Origin of the sequence: Polynucleobacter sp. Latsch14-2, from assembly GCF_018881925.1 — a bacterium.
Lineage (GTDB): Bacteria > Pseudomonadota > Gammaproteobacteria > Burkholderiales > Burkholderiaceae > Polynucleobacter.
In genome coordinates this window covers 50,472-68,768 of the sequence record NZ_JACVPL010000006.1, presented here as the reverse complement: position 1 = coordinate 68,768, position 18,297 = coordinate 50,472, and the positions used below count along the sequence as shown (strand labels likewise).

Here is an 18,297-nt window from a genome sequence, read left to right as displayed (position 1 = left end):
GCTATTTCCTTTTTTGGTACTGAGTTGAGCCAAATAACTGCTCTCTTGCTTTATCGTCATGCAAGGGCTTTCGTAATGCGGTTAATATTTCAACGCCACGCTTTACTGCTGGACGTTCACCAACCTTTTCAAACCATTGTTTGAAATGCGGATATTCATTGATGTCGACCCCTTGATTTTTCCAATTTCTTGTCCAGGGATAGATCGCAATATCAGCGATGGAATATTGTTTACCCGCTATGTAGGGATTATCTTTTAATTGCGTATCAAGTACCCCATATAAACGCTTTGCTTCATTGGTATAGCGATTTACTGCGTATTCAATTTTCTCAGGTGCATAAGTTCTGAAATGATGGTTTTGCCCAAGCATGGGGCCTAATCCTCCCATTTGGAACATTAGCCATTGCAGCACTTCATATTTTGCACGAGTTGTTTGTGGCAGAAATTTTCCTGTTTTGCCTGCTAAGTACAGCAAGATGGCACCAGACTCAAATATGCTGATAGGTTTACCATCCGGACCATTGGGGTCCATGATTGCTGGAATTTTATTATTTGGACTCATCTTTAGAAAATCAGGCTTGAACTGGTCGCCAGCGCCGATATTGACTGCATGAGCAATCCAGTCACGACCGAGACGATAACCACATTCTTCCATCATGATGTGAACCTTGTGGCCATTTGGTGTGGGCCAGCTATATACATCAATAAGATCTTTTTTGGGTTTGTTGGTAGTCATGCTGATATCTTTCTAAAGGTTCTTTAGTCGGTGTAAAGCGTCGGTCAAGGTATGTTCCTGTTTGGCAAAGCAAAAGCGAACCACTCCTGACTCAATGGGGGTTTCGTAAAAAGCAGAGACAGGAATGGCTGCAACACCAATTTCTGTTGTCAGCCATGCGCAAAAATCAGCTTCGTTTAATTTACTTTGGGGCGATTGAATCTTGCTGTAATCAACACATTGAAAATATGTTCCTGGTACTGGGAGAAGCTTGAAACCAGTCTCTTTTAGGCCAGCCCTAAAAAAATCTCTCTTGGATTGATAAAACTGGGGGAGGCTGAGGTAGTGTTCTGCTTCTTCCAAATACTTTGCCAGACCAAACTGCATGGGCGTATTCACTGTAAATACATTGAACTGATGCACCTTACGAAATTCTCTCGTTAAGGCTGCTGGCGCGGCAACGTAACCGACTTTCCAGCCTGTGACGTGATAAGTTTTACCAAAACTAGAAACCAGAAAGCTTCTATTAACAAGCTCCGGATGTCTAGCTATGCTTTCGTGTTGGGCGCCGTCATAGACCATGTGCTCATAAACTTCATCGCTGAGAATTAACGCATTCGTGTTTTTGACCAAGCTAGCCAACTTATCCAAATCCGATCTTTGCCAAACCATTCCGGTGGGGTTGTGTGGTGTATTGATCATGATCAAACGTGTTTTTGGGTTGATCACTTTTTCTAATTGATCCCATGGAATTTCATAGGAGCTCACTTGGTTATGTTCGTCACGGATCGTTGCTAAGGAAACTGCTATGGCTTTTCCGCCTGCCAGATCAATAGCTGGTCTGTAAGAATCGTAAGCAGGTTCAATGATGACCACTTCATCTCCGGGCGAGACGCAGCAAAGTACAGCGGTCAAAATACCTTGCGTACCACCTGCTGTAATAGTGATCTCTGAGTCAAGTTCGTATTTATGACCATATAAGCTTTTTATCTTCTCCTGAATCCCGTGCCGTAATTCTGGAATGCCAATCATCTGGGGGTACTGATTACGGCCATTCAACATTGCTTGGTTTACATGCTCAATCAAAGCGCGATCACATGGGAAATCTGGAAATCCTTGCCCCAAGTTAATTGCCTTATGTTCGGATGCTAATGCGGACATTACCGTGAATATAGTGGTACCTACCTTGGGCAATCGGCTTGGAAAAGTGGGGCTTACTGAAGGTATTTGAGTCATTAAGCGGGTTTGCGGCAATTAGGTTAAGGAATCGCTAGAATGGGAGCAATACATTTCTAAATTGTGCCATGCTGATCGTACTTTCTCCCGCTAAATCTCTCGACTACAAAACGCCTGTCAAGGTAAAGTCCAGTACCATGCCGGATTTTGTCTCAGAATCCGCTAAGTTGATTGCCGAACTGAAGAAGTTGTCACCTCAGGAAGTGGCTAATCTAATGGGCCTTTCGGACCAGCTTGCAGCCTTAAATGTTGGGCGTTATCGGGACTGGTCTAAAAAATTCACCCCGGAGAACAGTAAACCCGCGATTTTTGCCTTTGACGGTGATGTCTACGATGGCTTCGATGTAAAAACGCTCACTCCAAAGGCTCTTGAGTTTGCCCAGGACCATATTCGAATATTGTCAGGTCTCTATGGTGCTTTGCGACCCCTAGACTTAATGCAGCCATATCGCCTGGAAATGGGTACATCCTTTAAAAATACGAATGGTAAAGATTTGTATGCATTTTGGGGGGATTTGGTGACCAAGTCCCTGCAGAAGATTCTAGATGGGCAAAAGCACCCTGTATTGCTCAATCTTGCTTCAGAGGAGTATTTTAAAGTTCTGCAGCCTAAAAATTTGGATTGTGATGTGATTTCTCCTGTGTTTCAGGATGCCAAGGACGGTAAATACAAAATTATTTCTTTTTATGCCAAGCGTGCACGTGGTCTGATGGCTCGTTATGTTGTTGATAATCGCATAAGCGATCCTGCTGATTTAAAGGGATTTAATCTGGACGGCTATAAATACTTCGCTGCAGATTCAAAACCTGGTAAACCCGTTTTTCGTCGAGCGGAGAAGAAATAGTTATGGCTATTCATCGTACAAAGTCTTCGCAAAGAAGCTCCCCGGAAGTCGAGCGTTTAGTAGCTGATGCCATTTCCCTTGCTGCCTCCGGGAGTCAGATCGAAGATCGTTTCTGGGAAGGGCGTTTAAGCGCAAGATTATTGCGATTGCTAAAGAGTCAAAACCAAAATGTGATTGATGCTGCGCTTGACCAGACCTTTCGTATTAATACAGTGGCATTCGAGGTTCTTGCTGACATCGCAGAAACCTTGGCTGAATCGCTAACGGTCGAGATTGACGGGCGGCAATGGGATGTCTTGTTGCTCGCCATGCCTATTGTTGCCCATACTCGCTATCAAATTCCATCGGGTCCATTACCGGTACAATTAATTGAGTCAACAGCGCTTGCATTGCAGACTTCGATAGCTTCTACAGATAGCCGTTTGGCAATTATTCCTTGGCTTTACAGCATCGATCAAATGCCCCATTCACACACCCAAACCCGCGTATTGACTGAGACTTTGGCTAATGCTGCAGTTGCTGGCGGTGAAGTTAAGTTGGAGTTGCGTGATATGACTGAGACGATTGCGGTATTGGCTGACCCGCGTTTTATTATTGCGGCGATTGCCGCCCCGACTGGCTCACCGTTATTTCGTTGGCAAGCGGAGCCCCCTATAAGGCAGGAGCGTGGCGTCAGTCTCATTGGTTGGCAAAACTCTATGAAGGAACCCGTAGGATCCTTGCTGCCCGGATGTGAGTTTGAATTGCTATTGCCTGAGGCTTATTTCACAAATTGCCGTCTAGCCGATAAACATGTTCGACCATTGAGTATTCGTGCTGGAGTCAATTATTTAGAAAGTACATTGGGCATCATGCCTGCTGGACTATCTTGCGTAGTTGGTGCCTTTGGCGAAGAACAGGCCGATGAATATCGGATTTCTTTTAGCGTAAAAGGTTCATCCGAAATTATTTATGGTGTCATTTGGCCTCTGTACGATCGCGAGAGTGTTGCAAATGATGCGCTCAACGACGTATCGGATGATGAGAGTCCCATCAAAAGAATTTGCGATGCTTTACATGAGGCCGGGGTTGAAGATGTTTTCCGGCATGCAATGTTGTTTGATCCTGAGCTCTGTGATGACTGCGGCGCGCCTTTATTCCCAGATCGCTCTGGCGAGGCAGTCCATGCGGAGTTGCCTGACGATGCGCCAACTCAGCAACCTTTATTTCATTAATGACTCTTCGCCCACTTGGGAAATCTTAAAAAATAAAAAAGCCGAGAATTCTCGGCTTTTTTATGCAGATACTGCACTCACTGCTGCACAAAAGGCTCCGCTTCTGCGAACAAATGCGGAATTTTGCCTGTCTTCATTTCTGCGGTTTGACAGAAGTCTGCCAGACGTGTGCCGGTCCTAATGTTGAAGAGCATTGCTTTATTTTGCAAGACTACAAGATCATGCCCAGTTGATTGATTCTTGTAGCGCAAGCTTCCAGGCAATGAATTTTCGCGCTTCATTTCGTAAGTTTTAGATTCCCAGACAAGCTGAATTTTTTCTGCTGTACCAGAAGTCTTGAACTGCCGATTATCTTGACAGCTCCAACTAGAGACTTCCTCGGCGGCATAGAGATTGCCTAGGCATGAAAATAATAGACCGATAGAAATGAGTACGCGCTTCATGATTAAAAGCCCTTTATTAGGAGAGTAGATGTTTAACCCCGGCTTGCTCTTCAAGTAACTCATTTAGGGTGTGATTCATGCGCTCGCGCGAGAACTCATCAATTTCCAAGCCCTCAATCATTTTGTATTCGCCATTTTCGCAAACCACTGGATAGCCATAAATCACCTCAGCTGGAATGCCATACTCACCTTTAGAAGGTATTCCCATGGTTACCCATTTGCCGTTAGTGCCTAGAACCCAGTCGCGAATGTGGTCGATCGCCGCGTTCGCTGCAGAGGCAGCTGAAGATAGGCCACGCGCTTCGATGATGGCTGCACCACGCTTGCCAACGGTTGGAATAAATGTATCTTTATTCCAAGCGGCGTCATTGATGCTGTCCTTTACTGACTTGCCTTCGATAGTTGCAAAGCGATAGTCAGGGTACATGGTTGGGCTATGGTTACCCCAAACAACTAGCTTCTCAATATCAGCAACCGGTTTATTTAGCTTGTTAGCTAATTGTGAAAGCGCGCGATTGTGATCGAGGCGCAACATAGCTGTGAAATTCTTTGCCGGTAAATCTGGTGCTGATTTCATAGCGATGTAAGCATTGGTATTCGCAGGATTACCAACCACCAATACTTTTACAGTCCGTTTAGCTACAGCATTCAAGGCTTTACCTTGGGCAGTAAAGATCTGGGCATTGGCAGAGAGTAAATCTTTGCGCTCCATGCCTGGTCCTCTTGGACGTGCGCCTACCAATAGGGCAACATCAATGTCTTTAAACGCGGTCATCGGATCAGAGTGCGCACTCATGCCGGCCAAAAGTGGGAAAGCGCAATCTTCTAGCTCCATCATTACGCCAGCTAATGCTTTTTGGGCCTTCTCATCGGGAATTTCTAGCAATTGAAGAATCACGGGCTGATCTTTGCCCAAGAGATCGCCATTGGCGATGCGGAACAAGAGGGAATATCCGATTTGACCGGCTGCGCCTGTGACGGCGACACGCATTGGGGCTTTTGCCATTACTAATAACTCCAGAGTGAGGTTGATTAATGAAAACTTTTCTATTATCCATTCAAGTGGATGGCTTTTCCATTTACACTGTGAATTATGTCTTCTATAAGACATGTGATGAACTTGATTTTATCCAATTGAAACTAGCTTTGGAGTTAATTTGACGATTCCTTCGTTGCCAGTAGCCTCTTTTAGCCCTCTATACCAACAAATTAAAGCAATGATTTTGGCTAGTTTACAAGCCTCAGAGTGGTTGCCTGGCATGCCAATCCCCAGTGAAATGGAGTTGGCAGCCCGTTATCTTGTGAGTCAGGGTACTGTTCGAAAGGCCATTGATGAGTTGGCGGCTGAAAATCTGTTGGTACGCAGGCAAGGCAAGGGCACTTTTGTGGCTACATACCAAGAAGAGGGTTGGCAATACCGCTTTTTGAGGCTTGAGCTCGATGCCAGCCAGAAACTTCATTTGATCAGTCACTTTTTGGCTTGTGAGACGCTTAAATCAACCCCCGTCTTGGCTCAAATGCTTAAATTAAAGGCAGGTGACCCCGTCATTCGTATTGAGAGAATTCAGAGCTTTCAGAGTAAACCCATTGTTTTTGAAGAGATTTGGCTTTCGGCGGCCAGATTTAATGACCTAACACTTGATAAGCTGAACGCCTGGTCAGGTCCAATGTATGCATTTTATGAGAGCCAATATTCAACCCATATGGTCAGGGCAGAAGAGCAGATAAAAGCCATTAATGCCGATCAACACTTGGCAAATCACTTGGGGCTTCCGGTTGGCCATGCGCTTTTACTGGTTGATCGAGTTGCCTTCACTTATGGCAATAAACCAGTCGAAATTCGGTGCGCCAGATACAACACTTCAGAGCAGAGTTACGTCAATAAATTGAATTGATCTATATTGGGAAAAACCAGTATTTTGACCCTTATAAGTACAAAAAATCCACACTACCCCTACGGTTTCCAATAGAATATGTTGCGATACAACAATGCACCAAAGAACCTCCACCTAACGATAGAGATTACAAATGGTTGATGAAAATCAGGAATTAAAGAGTAGCAAGCCGGTTTACCGAAACATTGGTCTAGCCCAGCTTATTAAATATCGTCTGCCTTGGGCTGGAAAAGTTTCCATCCTTCATCGCATTAGTGGCGCAGTTTTATTTTTGTTATTGCCATTCATTCTCTACATATTCGACCAGAGTCTTGCTTCAGAATTGAGTTATCAGAATTTTCAAGCGATCACCGGCAATGTTTTAGTCAAACTCATTTGTCTGGGCTTGATTTGGTGTTTCTTGCATCATTTCTGTGCTGGCATCCGCTATCTCTTGCTCGATTTAGAAATCGGCGTGGAGAAGTCTGAAGCAAATCGTTCTGCAATTATTGTTTTTTGTATTGGCGTGGCGCTGACTGCAGTGGTCGGCCTCAAATTATTCGGCTTGTACTAAGCACTCATTCATTAAGGAATTTCATGCCTATTTATCAGATCGGACCAAAGCGTTTAGTGGTTGGCGCTCATTACGGCCTTAAAGAGTGGATCATTCAGCGCGTTACTGCGATTGTGATGGTGGTCTTCACAATAGTGTTGCTAGTTGACTATTGCATTACTGGTAGCTCTACCTATGATGGTTGGGCTGGTTTATTCAGCAACCAGTTCATGAAATTATTAACACTCTTGGCATTCATCAGCTTGTTTTATCACGCATGGATTGGTATTCGTGACATCTGGATGGATTACATCAAGCCAGTCAGTATTCGCCTAACGCTCCAAGTTTTAACTGTTTTGTATCTTGTAGCCTGTGCGGCATATGCCGTACAAATTTTGTGGAAAGTGTAATTAGATGACCGCGATTAAAAAAGCATTACCACGCCGCCGTTTTGATGCGGTGATTATTGGTGCAGGTGGTTCAGGTATGCGCGCTTCTTTGCAACTGGCTGAGGCCGGGTTGAATGTTGCGGTGTTAACAAAAGTGTTTCCAACGCGTTCACATACAGTGGCGGCGCAGGGTGGCATTGGCGCTTCTCTAGGCAACATGAGCGAAGACAATTGGCACTATCACTTCTATGACACTATCAAAGGTTCTGACTGGTTAGGCGACCAGGATGTGATTGAGTTTATGTGTCGCGAAGCTCCAAAAGTTGTTTATGAGTTAGAGCACTTTGGCATGCCATTTGACCGCAACCCAGATGGCACTATTTATCAGCGCCCATTTGGTGGTCATACAGCGAACTATGGTGAGAAGGCGGTGCAGCGTGCCTGTGCGGCTGCAGACCGTACGGGCCATGCGATGTTGCATACCTTGTACCAACGCAACGTACGCGCCAAAACCAATTTCTTTGTTGAGTGGTTGGCTTTAGACATTATTCGTGATGATGCTGGCGATGTAGTCGGCGTGACTGCTTTAGAAATGGAGACTGGAGAGATTTATATCCTGGAGGCCAAAGTAGTGATGCTGGCTACCGGCGGCGCCGGCCGTATTTGGGATGCGTCAACAAACGCCTTTATTAATACCGGAGACGGCATGGGTCTAGCAGCACGTGCTGGCATTCCTTTGGAAGATATGGAGTTCTGGCAATTCCATCCAACTGGTGTAGCTGGTGCAGGTGTATTGTTGACAGAAGGCTGTCGTGGTGAGGGCGGTATTTTGCGCAATAAAGATGGCGAGCGTTTCATGGAACGCTATGCGCCAACTTATAAAGACTTAGCCCCACGCGATTTCGTATCCCGCTGTATGGATCAAGAAATTAAAGAAGGTCGCGGTTGCGGTCCTAATGGTGATTACGTTGTGCTTGATTTGACCCATATTGGCGCTGAGACCATTATGAAGCGTTTGCCATCTGTATACGAGATCGGTATCAATTTCGCTAACGTTGACGTGACTAAAGAGCCAATTCCAGTCGTACCAACGATTCACTATCAAATGGGCGGTATTCCTACCAACATTAATGGTCAAGTTGTTGTTCCAGCCAATGGGGTTCATAACGAGGTCATCAATGGCTTGTATGCGATTGGTGAGTGCTCATGTGTATCTGTTCACGGTGCTAACCGTCTAGGTACTAATTCATTACTTGATCTTTTGGTATTCGGTCGTGCGGCTGGAAATCATATTGTTGGCATGAATTTGAAAGATAAAGAATTCAAGCCATTGCCTGCAAATGCTGGTGAGCAGACTCTTGAGCGCGTCTCTCAACTGGATAACTCTACTTCAGGTGAATACGCACAAGATGTTGCAAACGATATTCGTAAGACGATGCAGAAATATGCTGGTGTATTCCGTAACCAGGAGTTGATGGATGAAGGCGTACGTCAGATGGCCAAGTTAACGGAGCGCGCAAAGCATTTATGGGTTAAGGATAAATCTCAGATTTTCAATACAGCACGTATCGAAGCTTTGGAGGTTGCCAACCTCGTTGAAACCGCTAATGCAACGATGGTTTCTGCGGCGGCTCGTAAAGAAAGTCGTGGAGCCCACTCGCACGATGACCACCAGCATCGTGATGATGACAATTGGATGAAGCACACCCTTTGGTACAGCGAAGGGAATCGCTTGGATTACAAGCCAGTTCAGTTGAAGCCATTGACGGTTGAGTCCTTCCCACCTAAAGACCGCACTTTTTAAGCGAAGAGAAATTAAAAATGAGTGATATCCGTATATTTGAAATTTATCGTTACGACCCAGATGTAGATGCAGCGCCACGCATGGAACGCTATGAGTTAGAGCTCACGGGCGAGCGCATGTTGTTGGATGCCTTGATTTCTCTGAAAAAACAAGATGAGTCCATAACTTATCGCCGCTCATGTCGTGAAGGTGTCTGCGGTTCTGACGCAATGAACATCAACGGCAAAAATGGTTTGGCTTGTTTGACCAACATGTTGACATTGCCTAAGGTCATCACATTACGCCCATTGCCTGGCTTGCCAGTCGTGCGCGATTTAATTGTTGATATGACTTTATTCTTTAAACAATATTTGTCGATCAAGCCATACTTGGTCAACGACAATCCACCTCCAGAGAAAGAACGACTCCAAAGCCCTGAAGAGCGTGAGGAGCTAAATGGTTTATATGAGTGCATTTTGTGCGCATCATGCTCCACCTCATGCCCATCATTCTGGTGGAATCCTGACAAGTTTGTTGGACCAGCGGGTTTGCTGCAAGCCTATCGCTTTATTGCCGATAGTCGCGATGAGGAAACGGCTCAGCGTTTAGATAATTTAGAGGACCCTTATCGGCTATTCCGCTGTCATACGATTATGAATTGCGTTGACGTTTGTCCTAAGCATTTAAATCCTACCAAGGCAATCGGTAAGATTAAGGAATTAATGGTTCGCAGAGCGGTATGACGCTTGGTAACGCTGAGTTATATCGCTTAAAGTGCGATGCCCGCAGGGGCTTGCTTGAGAACGATTTAATTCTGCGGCGTTTTTTTGATCGGTATGGCAATCAATTAAGCGCAGAAGATGGCAAGGTTTTGGGTCAACTTTTATCTCTTGAAGATAACGACTTGATGGACTTATTAATTGGTCGTAAGGATAGTGTTGATAGTTTGAAAGATTTTGCAAGGACGGATGCTTTTAAACGTCTGCTGTTGCAGTTGCGGGAAAAATAAATCAGCATTTTGGTGCATCTTAATCAAAGTTGCCTGACGAATTGGTGTTTTACTTATATTTTTGAAAGATTAGAGGATCGGAAATGATTGAATCGGATATCAAGGCTAAATTATCGTTCTCAGACGGGACTCCAGATATTGACCTGCCTATTTTTAAGGGTACGGTCGGCCCAGATGTCATCGACATTCGCAAACTCTATGGACAAACTGGCAAGTTCACCTACGATTCAGGCTTTTTGTCTACAGCCTCATGCAATAGCAAAATTACTTATATTGATGGCGACAAGGGTGAGCTCCTCTACCGTGGTTACCCAATTGAGGACTTAGCAAACAATTGCGACTTCTTGGAGGTTTGTTATTTGTTGCTAAACGGTGAGTTACCCAATGCCACCGAGAAAAAAGATTTTGAAGACCTGGTCATGCATCACACAATGATCCATGAGCAAATGCAGTTCTTTTTACGTGGCTTCCGCCGTGACGCTCATCCAATGGCTGTTCTGACTGGGTTAGTTGGTGCAATGGCTGCTTTCTATCATGACGAAATCGACTACAGCGATGAAAAAGCGCGTGAAGTTGCACAGATTCGCTTGATTGCCAAGATGCCTACATTGGTAGCTATGGCTTATAAATACTCAGTAGGTCAGCCTTTTGTTTATCCTGATAACTCATTGTCATACACGGCAAACTTTATGCGCATGATGTTTGCTACACCGTGTGAAGAGTACAAAGTGAATCCAGTGCTGGTTCGTGCCTTGGATCGTATTTTTACTCTACATGCAGATCACGAACAAAATGCATCAACGTCAACAGTGCGCTTATGCGGCTCATCTGGTACCAATCCTTTTGCTGCTATATCGGCAGGTATTGCTTGCTTGTGGGGCCCAGCTCATGGTGGTGCTAACGAAGCTTGCTTGCAGATGTTAAATGAGATTCAAGCTAATGGTGGTGTTGATAAGATTCATGAATTCATTGCCCAAGTTAAAGATAAAAACTCTAGCGTACGTCTGATGGGCTTTGGCCATCGTGTATATAAGAATTTTGACCCCCGTGCAAAACTCATGCGCGAGACTTGCTATGAAGTCTTGGAGGAGTTGGGTCTTCAAGACGACCCATTGTTCAAGCTGGCAATGACCTTGGAAAAAATTGCTCTAGAGGATGATTACTTCGTGAGCCGTAAGCTCTATCCAAACGTTGACTTCTACTCAGGGATTGTGCAACGTGCTTTAGGTATTCCAACAGAGATGTTTACCTGTGTTTTCGCTCTCGCAAGAACTGTAGGTTGGATTGCTCAGTGGGAAGAAATGATTACCGATCCTGAATATAAGATTGGTCGCCCACGTCAATTGTTTGTTGGGGAGACTACTCGCAAGGTTCCTAACATTTCTGTGCGTAAATAAGGCAAACGAGGAACTCTATGTCCCGTACTCTTTACGACAAATTGTGGGATGATCACGTTGTTTATTCGGAAGAAGATGGCACGGCGACGATCTATATCGATCGGCAGCTGTTACACGAAGTAACCAGCCCCCAAGCTTTTGAAGGCCTTAATCTTGCTGGCCGTCCTGTCTGGCGTATTTCTGCGAATTTAGCGGTATCCGATCATAATGTGCCGACAACGGATCGTTCAGAAGGTATTACTGATCCTATTTCTAAGTTACAAGTAGATACCCTGGATCAGAACTGTGATGCTTTTGGGATCACCCAATACAAAATGAATGATGTCCGTCAAGGTATTGTTCACGTCATTGGACCAGAGCAGGGCGCAACACTGCCTGGTATGACCGTAGTTTGTGGTGATTCGCACACCAGTACCCATGGCGCATTTGGTGCGCTTGCCTTTGGCATCGGCACTTCCGAGGTTGAGCATGTATTAGCAACTCAAACCTTACTGATGAAAAAGAGCAAAAACATGCTGGTACGTGTTGATGGTCGCCTCCAGCCTGGCAGCACCGCTAAAGATATTGTTTTGGCGGTGATTGGCAAAATTGGAACTGCCGGTGGAACTGGTTACACCATTGAATTTGCTGGTGACGCAATACGCAATTTGTCGATGGAAGGTCGCATGACTGTCTGCAATATGGCAATCGAAGCAGGTGCGCGCGCTGGATTGGTAGGTGTGGATGAAACCACTATCGAATATATTCAAGGCCGTCCATATTCGCCTAAATCCGAATCTCTGCGTCATGCTTTGCAGTATTGGCGCACACTGCACTCAGATGCTGATGCTAAATTCGATGCGGTTGTAGAGCTCCGTGCTGAAGAGATTGCGCCACAAGTTACATGGGGAACTTCGCCAGAGATGGTTTTGGATATTAGTGATTGCGTTCCAGACCCCGAAAAAGAACGTGATGCCAATAAAAGATCGGCTATTGAGCGCGCCCTAGAGTATATGAATCTTGTGCCCAATACGCCTATTAGCCATATTGCAGTCGACAAAGTATTTATTGGTTCATGCACGAATAGTCGCATTGAAGATATGCGTGCCGCGGCAAAGGTCGTTGATCGTTTGGGCAAAAAAGTTGCTGCAAATGTGAAGCTTGCGATTGTGGTACCTGGCTCTGGTCTAGTGAAGGCCCAAGCGGAACGCGAGGGCTTAGACCGTGTATTTAAAGCGGCAGGTTTTGAATGGCGTGAGCCTGGTTGCTCCATGTGTTTGGCAATGAACGCTGACCGCCTTGAGCCGGGTGAGCGTTGCGCTTCAACTTCAAATCGTAATTTTGAAGGTCGCCAAGGTAACGGCGGCAGAACACATTTAGTCAGTCCGGCAATGGCGGCAGCGGCTGCGATTGAAGGCCACTTCGTTGATATTCGTAAGATTTCTTAAGGAGGTGCTGTGATTTCTTTATCTTCGCTCACGATGATTAAAAAACTTCTAATCGTTGCAGTTGTTGGGATAGTTCTTTCTGCCTGTGCTAACACGATGGAAGGTCTTGGCAAGGATATGCAGACTATTGGTAATTCAATGGGCAGTTCCAATACTTCACAAACCAATAATCAATCCCAAACCAAAGGCAAGGACGTGGTGGTAACGCCCGTTCAGTAGCCATTCGGTAAAGATTAAGAAAAGATCATTATGGAAAAATTTACGGTATACAAAGGTTTGGTTGCTCCCTTGAATCGGGAGAACGTGGATACCGATGCCATTATTCCTAAACAGTTTCTAAAGTCGATTAAGAAGACTGGCTTTGGTCAAAACTTATTTGATGAATGGCGCTATCTTGATCATGGTGAGCCTGGCCAAGATTGTAGTGCTCGACCTATCAACCCCGATTTTGTTTTGAACCAAGCACGTTACAAAAGTGCCAGCATCTTATTGGCTCGAAAGAATTTTGGCTGTGGCAGCTCTCGTGAACATGCTCCGTGGGCCCTAGATCAATACGGCTTTAGAGCGGTCATTGCCCCTAGCTTTGCTGATATTTTTTATAACAACTGCTTTAAAAACGGCCTCTTACCGATTGTGTTGACCGAATTGCAGGTTGACCACTTATTTAACGAAACCCTTGCTTTTAGCGGCTATCAGTTAACTATTGATCTTGAGGCTCAGCAAGTGATTGCGCCGGATGGCAAGGCGTATAGTTTTGAGGTTGCCCCATTTAGAAAGTTCTGCCTACTCAATGGTTTGGACGATATTGGCTTAACCCTGCAACATGCAGATAAAATAAAGGCTTATGAAGCTGAGCGCATTCTCAAAATGCCTTGGCTTGCGACACAACTGCCGTAGTTTTATAGAGTTAAAGGCCTTTCATGAAAATTGCAGTCCTCCCGGGCGATGGTATCGGCCCGGAAATCGTTGCTGAAGCCGTCAAGGTATTAAACGCGCTCGGCCCTAAGTTTGACCTCGAAACTGCTCCTGTTGGCGGTGCTGCATATGATATTTCCGGTCACCCTTTGCCGCCAGCAACATTAGAGTTGGCAAAAAAAGCGAATGCGATTTTATTTGGCGCTGTTGGCGACTGGAAGTACGACACATTGGCGCGTGAACTTCGTCCAGAGCAGGCAATTTTAGGCTTGCGTAAACACTTAGAGCTATTTGCCAATTTCCGCCCAGCAATTTGTTATGACGAACTTACTGCAGCCTCAAGCCTCAAGGCTGAAATTGTTGGTGGCTTAGACATTCTGATTATTCGTGAACTGAATGGCGATATTTACTTTGGTCAGCCTCGTGGTATTCGTACTTCAGAGTTGCCTTTATTTAAGGGTGCTCGAGAAGGGTTCGACATGATGCATTACAGTGAACCAGAAGTAGAGCGGATTGGTCGCGTTGCATTCGAAGCGGCACGTAAGCGCGGCAACAAGGTTTGCAGCGTTGATAAAGCCAATGTTCTTGAAACTTCACAACTTTGGCGTGAAGTAATGATTAGGGTTGCCAAGGATTATCCTGATGTAGAGCTATCCCATATGTACGTGGATAACGCTGCCATGCAATTAGTTAAAGCGCCTAAAGCATTTGATGTTGTTGTTACAGGAAATCTCTTTGGTGATATTTTGTCTGATGAAGCCGCCATGTTGACTGGCTCCATTGGGATGTTGCCGTCAGCATCACTCGATAAAAATAACAAAGGTCTGTATGAGCCAAGCCATGGTTCTGCACCTGATATTGCTGGGAAAGGCATTGCCAATCCTTTAGCTACTATTTTGTCCGCTGCAATGATGCTGCGTTACTCCCTAGGTATGCCTGAGCAGGCCATTCGCATTGAAGCTGCAGTACAAAAAGTATTATCGCAAGGATTGCGTACAGCCGATATCTATACCGAAGGCACTAAAAAAGTCAGCACTGTAGAAATGGGTGACGCTGTTGTAGCGGCACTTGCTTAACTTAACTCAATTTATTAAATCGTCATCATGGCAAATTTAAATACCCCTTTAGTAGGCCTGGTCGGCTGGCGCGGCATGGTCGGCAGTGTTTTGATGGACAGAATGTTGGCCGAAAAAGATTTCGATCTGATAGAGCCAATTTTTTTTAGCACTAGCCAAGTAGGTGGTTCAGTTCCGCTGATTAATGGCGTAAAAGTAAGTAAGGGCGAGAATAATCTCCAGGATGCCAATGACATTGCTGCCTTATCACGCTGCGATATTATTTTGACTTGTCAGGGCGGCGACTATACAAATGATGTATTCCCAAAACTGCGTGCGGCTGGATGGGCAGGCCATTGGATTGATGCCGCTAGCGCATTACGCATGAAGGATAACGCAGTATTAGTTTTGGATCCAGTAAATCGCTCTGTAATCGACAAAGCGCTATCTGCCGGTGGAAAAAACTGGATTGGTAGTAACTGCACCGTCAGTTTAATGATGATGGCTATGGGTGGCTTAGTAAAGGCAGACATGGTTGTATGGATTAGCGCTATGACCTATCAAGCAGCATCCGGTGCGGGGGCGCAGAATATGCGCGAATTACTCTTGCAGATGGGCGCTTTACGCGATAGCGTCGCCACCGAGCTAGCAGACCCCGCATCATCGATCCTCGAGATTGATCGTAAGGTGACCGCAACTTTGCGTTCGACAGATTTTCCAAAGAAAAACTTCAGGAATACCGCATTAGCGGGCAGCTTAATACCTTGGATTGATGTCCCTGTCGAGAACGGTCAAACTAAAGAAGAGTGGAAGGGTGGCGCTGAATTTAACAAGATTTTGGGTCGTCCAGCTTTCCGCACGACTGGCAGCATTCCGATTGATGGTTTATGTGTTCGTGTTGGCGCTATGCGTTGCCACTCACAGGGGCTTACTGTGAAGCTCAAGAAAGATATCTCACTGAAGGAAATCGAAACTATTTTGGCAAATGACAATCAGTGGGTCAAAGTAGTTCCAAATGATCGCGAGACCACTGAACGAGATCTGTCACCCGCTGCAGTAAGCGGCACTTTGACTGTTCCTATTGGCCGTCTGCATAAGTTAGCAATGGGACCCGAGTTTCTTGGTGCCTTCACGGTAGGCGATCAGTTGCTATGGGGCGCCGCAGAGCCACTGCGCCGGATGCTGCGTATTTTGCTCGAGTCTTAATGTTTCAGCTACTCCGACTTGGTCTTACAAAAGCACTTTGCTTAGTATTGCTAAGTTGGTCTTGCGCTTGTGCAGCCTTGTCATTGGGTTCCCCCCATTTACTATCTAAGCCTGGAGAACCGCTACGCCTAGAAATTCCGATTCGTTTCGCCTCGGAAGATCAAAACTTGCTAAGCAGTCTTACGGTGACCATACCGAATAAGCTTGCATATTCTCGCCTGGGGATCTCTAGCAAGATTTTAGATTTTAATCCCCAAGCAATGGTCTATAGCAACAAGCAAGAACGTCTGATGGTTTTAGTTGAAACGGTTGAAACGGTTCCAGTGGCGGAAGACCCGTTCTTAGATCTATTGCTCAATTTGAGTTGGTCATCTGGCAGTATCAGTAAAACATTTACCTTGTTACTGGGTGATGTGCAAAAGATTACCGTCAAGCCAGGCCAAACGCTTTCAGAAATCGCCGCACAAATTTCACCGCAGTTTAATGGTGCGACTTTAGATCAAACGATTGTGGCTCTATATAAAGCCAACCCAGATGCATTTGCTAGTGGCAGCATTAATCGCCTTGCTGCTGGTGCCGAATTAAATAAGCCAAACCAAGCTCTATTGCGCTCTATTAGTCCGGCCGAAGCGAACCATTTTGTTGCAGAAGCTTATGCGCAGTTGAATGATGATCGGATTGCTAAAGATACGGTCTCAAATAGTGCTAAAGGTAAGCAAAATAATCAAGAGACCGTTCCAGCAGATCGCCTCAAAATTGGCTCTAGCTCAGAAGGCAATTCAGAACAACGCCGTTATACCGAAGAATTAGTCGCCCAAGAAAAACAACTAGAACAGACGCGAGCGCGTGTAGCTGAATTAGAAAAGAGGATTGCAGATCTTCATGAGATTTTGCAAAAAGCAAAACAACAGAAGCCTGCGGAGTCAAACTTCGGTTTGGGTAATTTTGCAGCAGCCGCCGTTGCCATTGGATTGATTGTTATCACCGGACTGCTGCTATGGTTCTTAGCGCGTAATGCGCGCCGCTCTGAATTGCAGGACTATTCAAAGGCAATGCATACTCATAAGAAGGCATTAGCGACATCCCCCATTCCCATGCCGGATAGGGCAAAAGTTCTTTTTGCTGGAATAGATTTAGATCTAGCAAGGTCTCCAACAGTTGATGTCTCGATGTCATCCTCAAATGATGCGGCTATTCCATCTGGACCTTTGGCAGATACATTGCGGGTTAAATTGAATCTGGCTCGTGCTTATATCACCATAGAAGATTTTGCTGCCGCCAAGAAGTCGCTAGCTGAAGTCTTAACTTTGAGTAATTCGGTTGATCCCACTATTACCGTTGAGGCTCAGAGTTTGCTGTCCGAACTTGAGCACCGCAGTCATTAAGGAGTAGCCATGCGCATCGCTCTTGGCCTTCAATATGACGGCAGTTCCTATTCGGGGTGGCAGTCACAGCTTAGCCTCAATACTGTTCAGGATAAATTAGAAGCTGCTATCGCTAGATTTGTTGGGGATAGTTCGACCGACCAACTCATTCGGGTGATCACTGCTGGCAGAACGGATACCGGTGTTCATGCATTGGGTCAGGTTGTACATTTTGATGTGAATGTAGAGCGAGATGATTGGTCTTGGGTGAGAGGGATTAATTCTTTTTTACCGGATTCGATTGTGGTGAACTGGGCTAAGCCAGTACCCAATGAATTCAATGCACGATTCTCTGCATATGAGCGCACCTATATTTATGCAATGCATGCTGGCCCATGTCGTTCACCAATGGCGGCAGCTCGCGCTGGCTATTTAATGATGCCTCCCGATAAGTGGTTTGATGTTCCTGCGATGGAAGCGGCTGCAAAATGTTTGATTGGGGAACACGATTTTTCATCATTTAGGTCTTCTGAATGTCAAGCTAAGACGCCAATTAAAAACTTGTATTCAATTGAGATTATTTCTGCTCAACCTTGGCTGTACTTCAAAATTCGTGGGAACGCCTTTTTGCACCACATGGTAAGAAACCTCGTCGGAACTTTTCTGATGATTGGTGCAAGAAAACAGTCACCAGAGTGGATGTCCGAAGTATTGGCTGCTAAAGACCGAAGGGTTGCAGCGCCAACATTTGCCCCTGATGGCCTTTATTTGACTAAAATTGCCTATCCTCAAGAGTTTGATCTGCCTGGTCCTTACCTTAAAAACTCCTGGCTACCGCCCATTCTCCTAAAAGACACCTAAAGAGGCTTGGC

General features: G+C 45.4%; 20 protein-coding genes. 16 read left to right on the top strand and 4 right to left on the bottom strand.

Annotated features, from left to right (window positions below):
- Position 1: 1 nt before the first annotated feature.
- Together ICN46_RS06985 and ICN46_RS06980 are read right to left on the bottom strand one after the other, a co-directional pair.
- The gene (locus ICN46_RS06985; RefSeq protein ID WP_216206459.1) at positions 2-736 is read right to left on the bottom strand and encodes a glutathione binding-like protein; all 735 of its coding nucleotides are present in this window, start codon (positions 734-736) and stop codon (positions 2-4) included.
- Between the two features lie 12 nt (positions 737-748).
- On the bottom strand, positions 749-1,951 hold the full coding sequence (locus ICN46_RS06980) for a pyridoxal phosphate-dependent aminotransferase (RefSeq protein ID WP_216206456.1): 1,203 nt from the start codon (positions 1,949-1,951) through the stop codon (positions 749-751).
- Positions 1,952-2,019: 68 nt separating this feature from the next.
- Between ICN46_RS06980 and yaaA the strand changes: the two genes are divergently transcribed.
- Both yaaA and ICN46_RS06970 read left to right on the top strand, forming a co-directional pair.
- Positions 2,020-2,796: a peroxide stress protein YaaA gene (gene yaaA / locus ICN46_RS06975; RefSeq protein ID WP_216206453.1), complete on the top strand. Its 777-nt coding sequence runs from the start codon at positions 2,020-2,022 to the stop codon at positions 2,794-2,796.
- Between the two features lie 2 nt (positions 2,797-2,798).
- Positions 2,799-4,010: a DUF2863 family protein gene (locus ICN46_RS06970; RefSeq protein WP_216206449.1), complete on the top strand. Its 1,212-nt coding sequence runs from the start codon at positions 2,799-2,801 to the stop codon at positions 4,008-4,010.
- A gap of 77 nt (positions 4,011-4,087) precedes the next feature.
- On the opposite strand, the gene ICN46_RS06965 is transcribed toward ICN46_RS06970, so the two are convergent.
- Together ICN46_RS06965 and ICN46_RS06960 are read right to left on the bottom strand one after the other, a co-directional pair.
- Positions 4,088-4,453 (bottom strand): hypothetical protein, encoded by a 366-nt coding sequence (locus tag ICN46_RS06965; protein WP_216206446.1) that lies wholly within the window; start codon positions 4,451-4,453, stop codon positions 4,088-4,090.
- Between the two features lie 16 nt (positions 4,454-4,469).
- A complete protein-coding gene (locus ICN46_RS06960) occupies positions 4,470-5,459 on the bottom strand; it encodes a malate dehydrogenase (RefSeq protein WP_216206443.1) in 990 nt (329 codons plus the stop codon).
- Positions 5,460-5,610: 151 nt separating this feature from the next.
- On the opposite strand from ICN46_RS06960, the gene ICN46_RS06955 reads away from it, so the two are divergent.
- The 14 genes from ICN46_RS06955 to truA all read left to right on the top strand — a co-directional run bounded on the left by ICN46_RS06955 (position 5,611) and on the right by truA (position 18,286).
- On the top strand, positions 5,611-6,348 hold the full coding sequence (locus tag ICN46_RS06955; protein WP_216206440.1) for a GntR family transcriptional regulator: 738 nt from the start codon (positions 5,611-5,613) through the stop codon (positions 6,346-6,348).
- A 133-nt stretch (positions 6,349-6,481) separates the two neighbouring features.
- Complete coding sequence (gene sdhC / locus ICN46_RS06950; protein ID WP_216206437.1) at positions 6,482-6,901, top strand: succinate dehydrogenase, cytochrome b556 subunit; 420 nt, start codon at positions 6,482-6,484, stop codon at positions 6,899-6,901.
- 23 nt (positions 6,902-6,924) lie between these two features.
- Positions 6,925-7,290 (top strand): succinate dehydrogenase, hydrophobic membrane anchor protein, encoded by a 366-nt coding sequence (gene sdhD / locus ICN46_RS06945; RefSeq protein WP_216206434.1) that lies wholly within the window; start codon positions 6,925-6,927, stop codon positions 7,288-7,290.
- Positions 7,291-7,294: 4 nt separating this feature from the next.
- Positions 7,295-9,073 carry a succinate dehydrogenase flavoprotein subunit gene (sdhA, locus tag ICN46_RS06940; protein ID WP_216206432.1) on the top strand — a complete coding sequence of 593 codons (1,779 nt, stop codon included), beginning with the start codon at positions 7,295-7,297 and terminating at the stop codon, positions 9,071-9,073.
- Between the two features lie 17 nt (positions 9,074-9,090).
- Entirely contained in the window at positions 9,091-9,795 is a 705-nt protein-coding gene (locus ICN46_RS06935; protein ID WP_216166358.1) for a succinate dehydrogenase iron-sulfur subunit, read from the top strand.
- A complete protein-coding gene (locus tag ICN46_RS06930; RefSeq protein WP_216206428.1) occupies positions 9,792-10,061 on the top strand; it encodes an FAD assembly factor SdhE in 270 nt (89 codons plus the stop codon). The genes ICN46_RS06935 and ICN46_RS06930 overlap by 4 nt, the downstream gene beginning before the upstream one ends.
- Positions 10,062-10,144: 83 nt before the next feature.
- Complete coding sequence (gene gltA / locus ICN46_RS06925; protein ID WP_216206424.1) at positions 10,145-11,458, top strand: citrate synthase; 1,314 nt, start codon at positions 10,145-10,147, stop codon at positions 11,456-11,458.
- 17 nt (positions 11,459-11,475) lie between these two features.
- Positions 11,476-12,885, top strand: a complete 1,410-nt coding sequence (gene leuC / locus ICN46_RS06920) for a 3-isopropylmalate dehydratase large subunit (protein WP_216206420.1) — start codon at positions 11,476-11,478, stop codon at positions 12,883-12,885.
- Between the two features lie 9 nt (positions 12,886-12,894).
- Complete coding sequence (locus tag ICN46_RS06915; RefSeq protein ID WP_370625491.1) at positions 12,895-13,104, top strand: hypothetical protein; 210 nt, start codon at positions 12,895-12,897, stop codon at positions 13,102-13,104.
- Between the two features lie 30 nt (positions 13,105-13,134).
- Positions 13,135-13,782 (top strand): 3-isopropylmalate dehydratase small subunit, encoded by a 648-nt coding sequence (gene leuD, locus ICN46_RS06910; protein WP_216206418.1) that lies wholly within the window; start codon positions 13,135-13,137, stop codon positions 13,780-13,782.
- 23 nt (positions 13,783-13,805) lie between these two features.
- Entirely contained in the window at positions 13,806-14,876 is a 1,071-nt protein-coding gene (gene leuB, locus ICN46_RS06905; RefSeq protein WP_216206414.1) for a 3-isopropylmalate dehydrogenase, read from the top strand.
- Between the two features lie 27 nt (positions 14,877-14,903).
- The gene (gene asd, locus ICN46_RS06900; protein ID WP_216206411.1) at positions 14,904-16,061 is read left to right on the top strand and encodes an aspartate-semialdehyde dehydrogenase; all 1,158 of its coding nucleotides are present in this window, start codon (positions 14,904-14,906) and stop codon (positions 16,059-16,061) included.
- Entirely contained in the window at positions 16,007-17,446 is a 1,440-nt protein-coding gene (locus ICN46_RS06895) for a FimV/HubP family polar landmark protein (protein ID WP_255538781.1), read from the top strand. The genes asd and ICN46_RS06895 overlap by 55 nt, the downstream gene beginning before the upstream one ends.
- A gap of 9 nt (positions 17,447-17,455) precedes the next feature.
- Positions 17,456-18,286, top strand: coding sequence for a tRNA pseudouridine(38-40) synthase TruA (gene truA / locus ICN46_RS06890; protein ID WP_216206407.1), 831 nt, complete (start codon positions 17,456-17,458; stop codon positions 18,284-18,286).
- The last annotated feature ends 11 nt before the right edge of the window (positions 18,287-18,297 follow it).

What these genes read in the sequence shown, in the direction of transcription:
- truA (WP_216206407.1), top strand. Translation starts at nt 17,456, where the DNA reads ATGCGCATCGCTCTTGGCCTTCAATATGACGGCAGTTCCTATTCGGGG.
- sdhD (WP_216206434.1), top strand. Translation starts at nt 6,925, where the DNA reads ATGCCTATTTATCAGATCGGACCAAAGCGTTTAGTGGTTGGCGCTCAT.
- ICN46_RS06970 (WP_216206449.1), top strand. Translation starts at nt 2,799, where the DNA reads ATGGCTATTCATCGTACAAAGTCTTCGCAAAGAAGCTCCCCGGAAGTC.
- ICN46_RS06960 (WP_216206443.1), bottom strand. Translation starts at nt 5,459, where the DNA reads ATGGCAAAAGCCCCAATGCGTGTCGCCGTCACAGGCGCAGCCGGTCAA.
- leuB (WP_216206414.1), top strand. Translation starts at nt 13,806, where the DNA reads ATGAAAATTGCAGTCCTCCCGGGCGATGGTATCGGCCCGGAAATCGTT.
- ICN46_RS06965 (WP_216206446.1), bottom strand. Translation starts at nt 4,453, where the DNA reads ATGAAGCGCGTACTCATTTCTATCGGTCTATTATTTTCATGCCTAGGC.
- leuD (WP_216206418.1), top strand. Translation starts at nt 13,135, where the DNA reads ATGGAAAAATTTACGGTATACAAAGGTTTGGTTGCTCCCTTGAATCGG.
- sdhC (WP_216206437.1), top strand. Translation starts at nt 6,482, where the DNA reads ATGGTTGATGAAAATCAGGAATTAAAGAGTAGCAAGCCGGTTTACCGA.
- leuC (WP_216206420.1), top strand. Translation starts at nt 11,476, where the DNA reads ATGTCCCGTACTCTTTACGACAAATTGTGGGATGATCACGTTGTTTAT.
- ICN46_RS06895 (WP_255538781.1), top strand. Translation starts at nt 16,007, where the DNA reads ATGGGGCGCCGCAGAGCCACTGCGCCGGATGCTGCGTATTTTGCTCGA.
- ICN46_RS06930 (WP_216206428.1), top strand. Translation starts at nt 9,792, where the DNA reads ATGACGCTTGGTAACGCTGAGTTATATCGCTTAAAGTGCGATGCCCGC.
- gltA (WP_216206424.1), top strand. Translation starts at nt 10,145, where the DNA reads ATGATTGAATCGGATATCAAGGCTAAATTATCGTTCTCAGACGGGACT.
- asd (WP_216206411.1), top strand. Translation starts at nt 14,904, where the DNA reads ATGGCAAATTTAAATACCCCTTTAGTAGGCCTGGTCGGCTGGCGCGGC.
- sdhA (WP_216206432.1), top strand. Translation starts at nt 7,295, where the DNA reads ATGACCGCGATTAAAAAAGCATTACCACGCCGCCGTTTTGATGCGGTG.
- ICN46_RS06935 (WP_216166358.1), top strand. Translation starts at nt 9,091, where the DNA reads ATGAGTGATATCCGTATATTTGAAATTTATCGTTACGACCCAGATGTA.
- ICN46_RS06985 (WP_216206459.1), bottom strand. Translation starts at nt 736, where the DNA reads ATGACTACCAACAAACCCAAAAAAGATCTTATTGATGTATATAGCTGG.
- ICN46_RS06980 (WP_216206456.1), bottom strand. Translation starts at nt 1,951, where the DNA reads ATGACTCAAATACCTTCAGTAAGCCCCACTTTTCCAAGCCGATTGCCC.
- yaaA (WP_216206453.1), top strand. Translation starts at nt 2,020, where the DNA reads ATGCTGATCGTACTTTCTCCCGCTAAATCTCTCGACTACAAAACGCCT.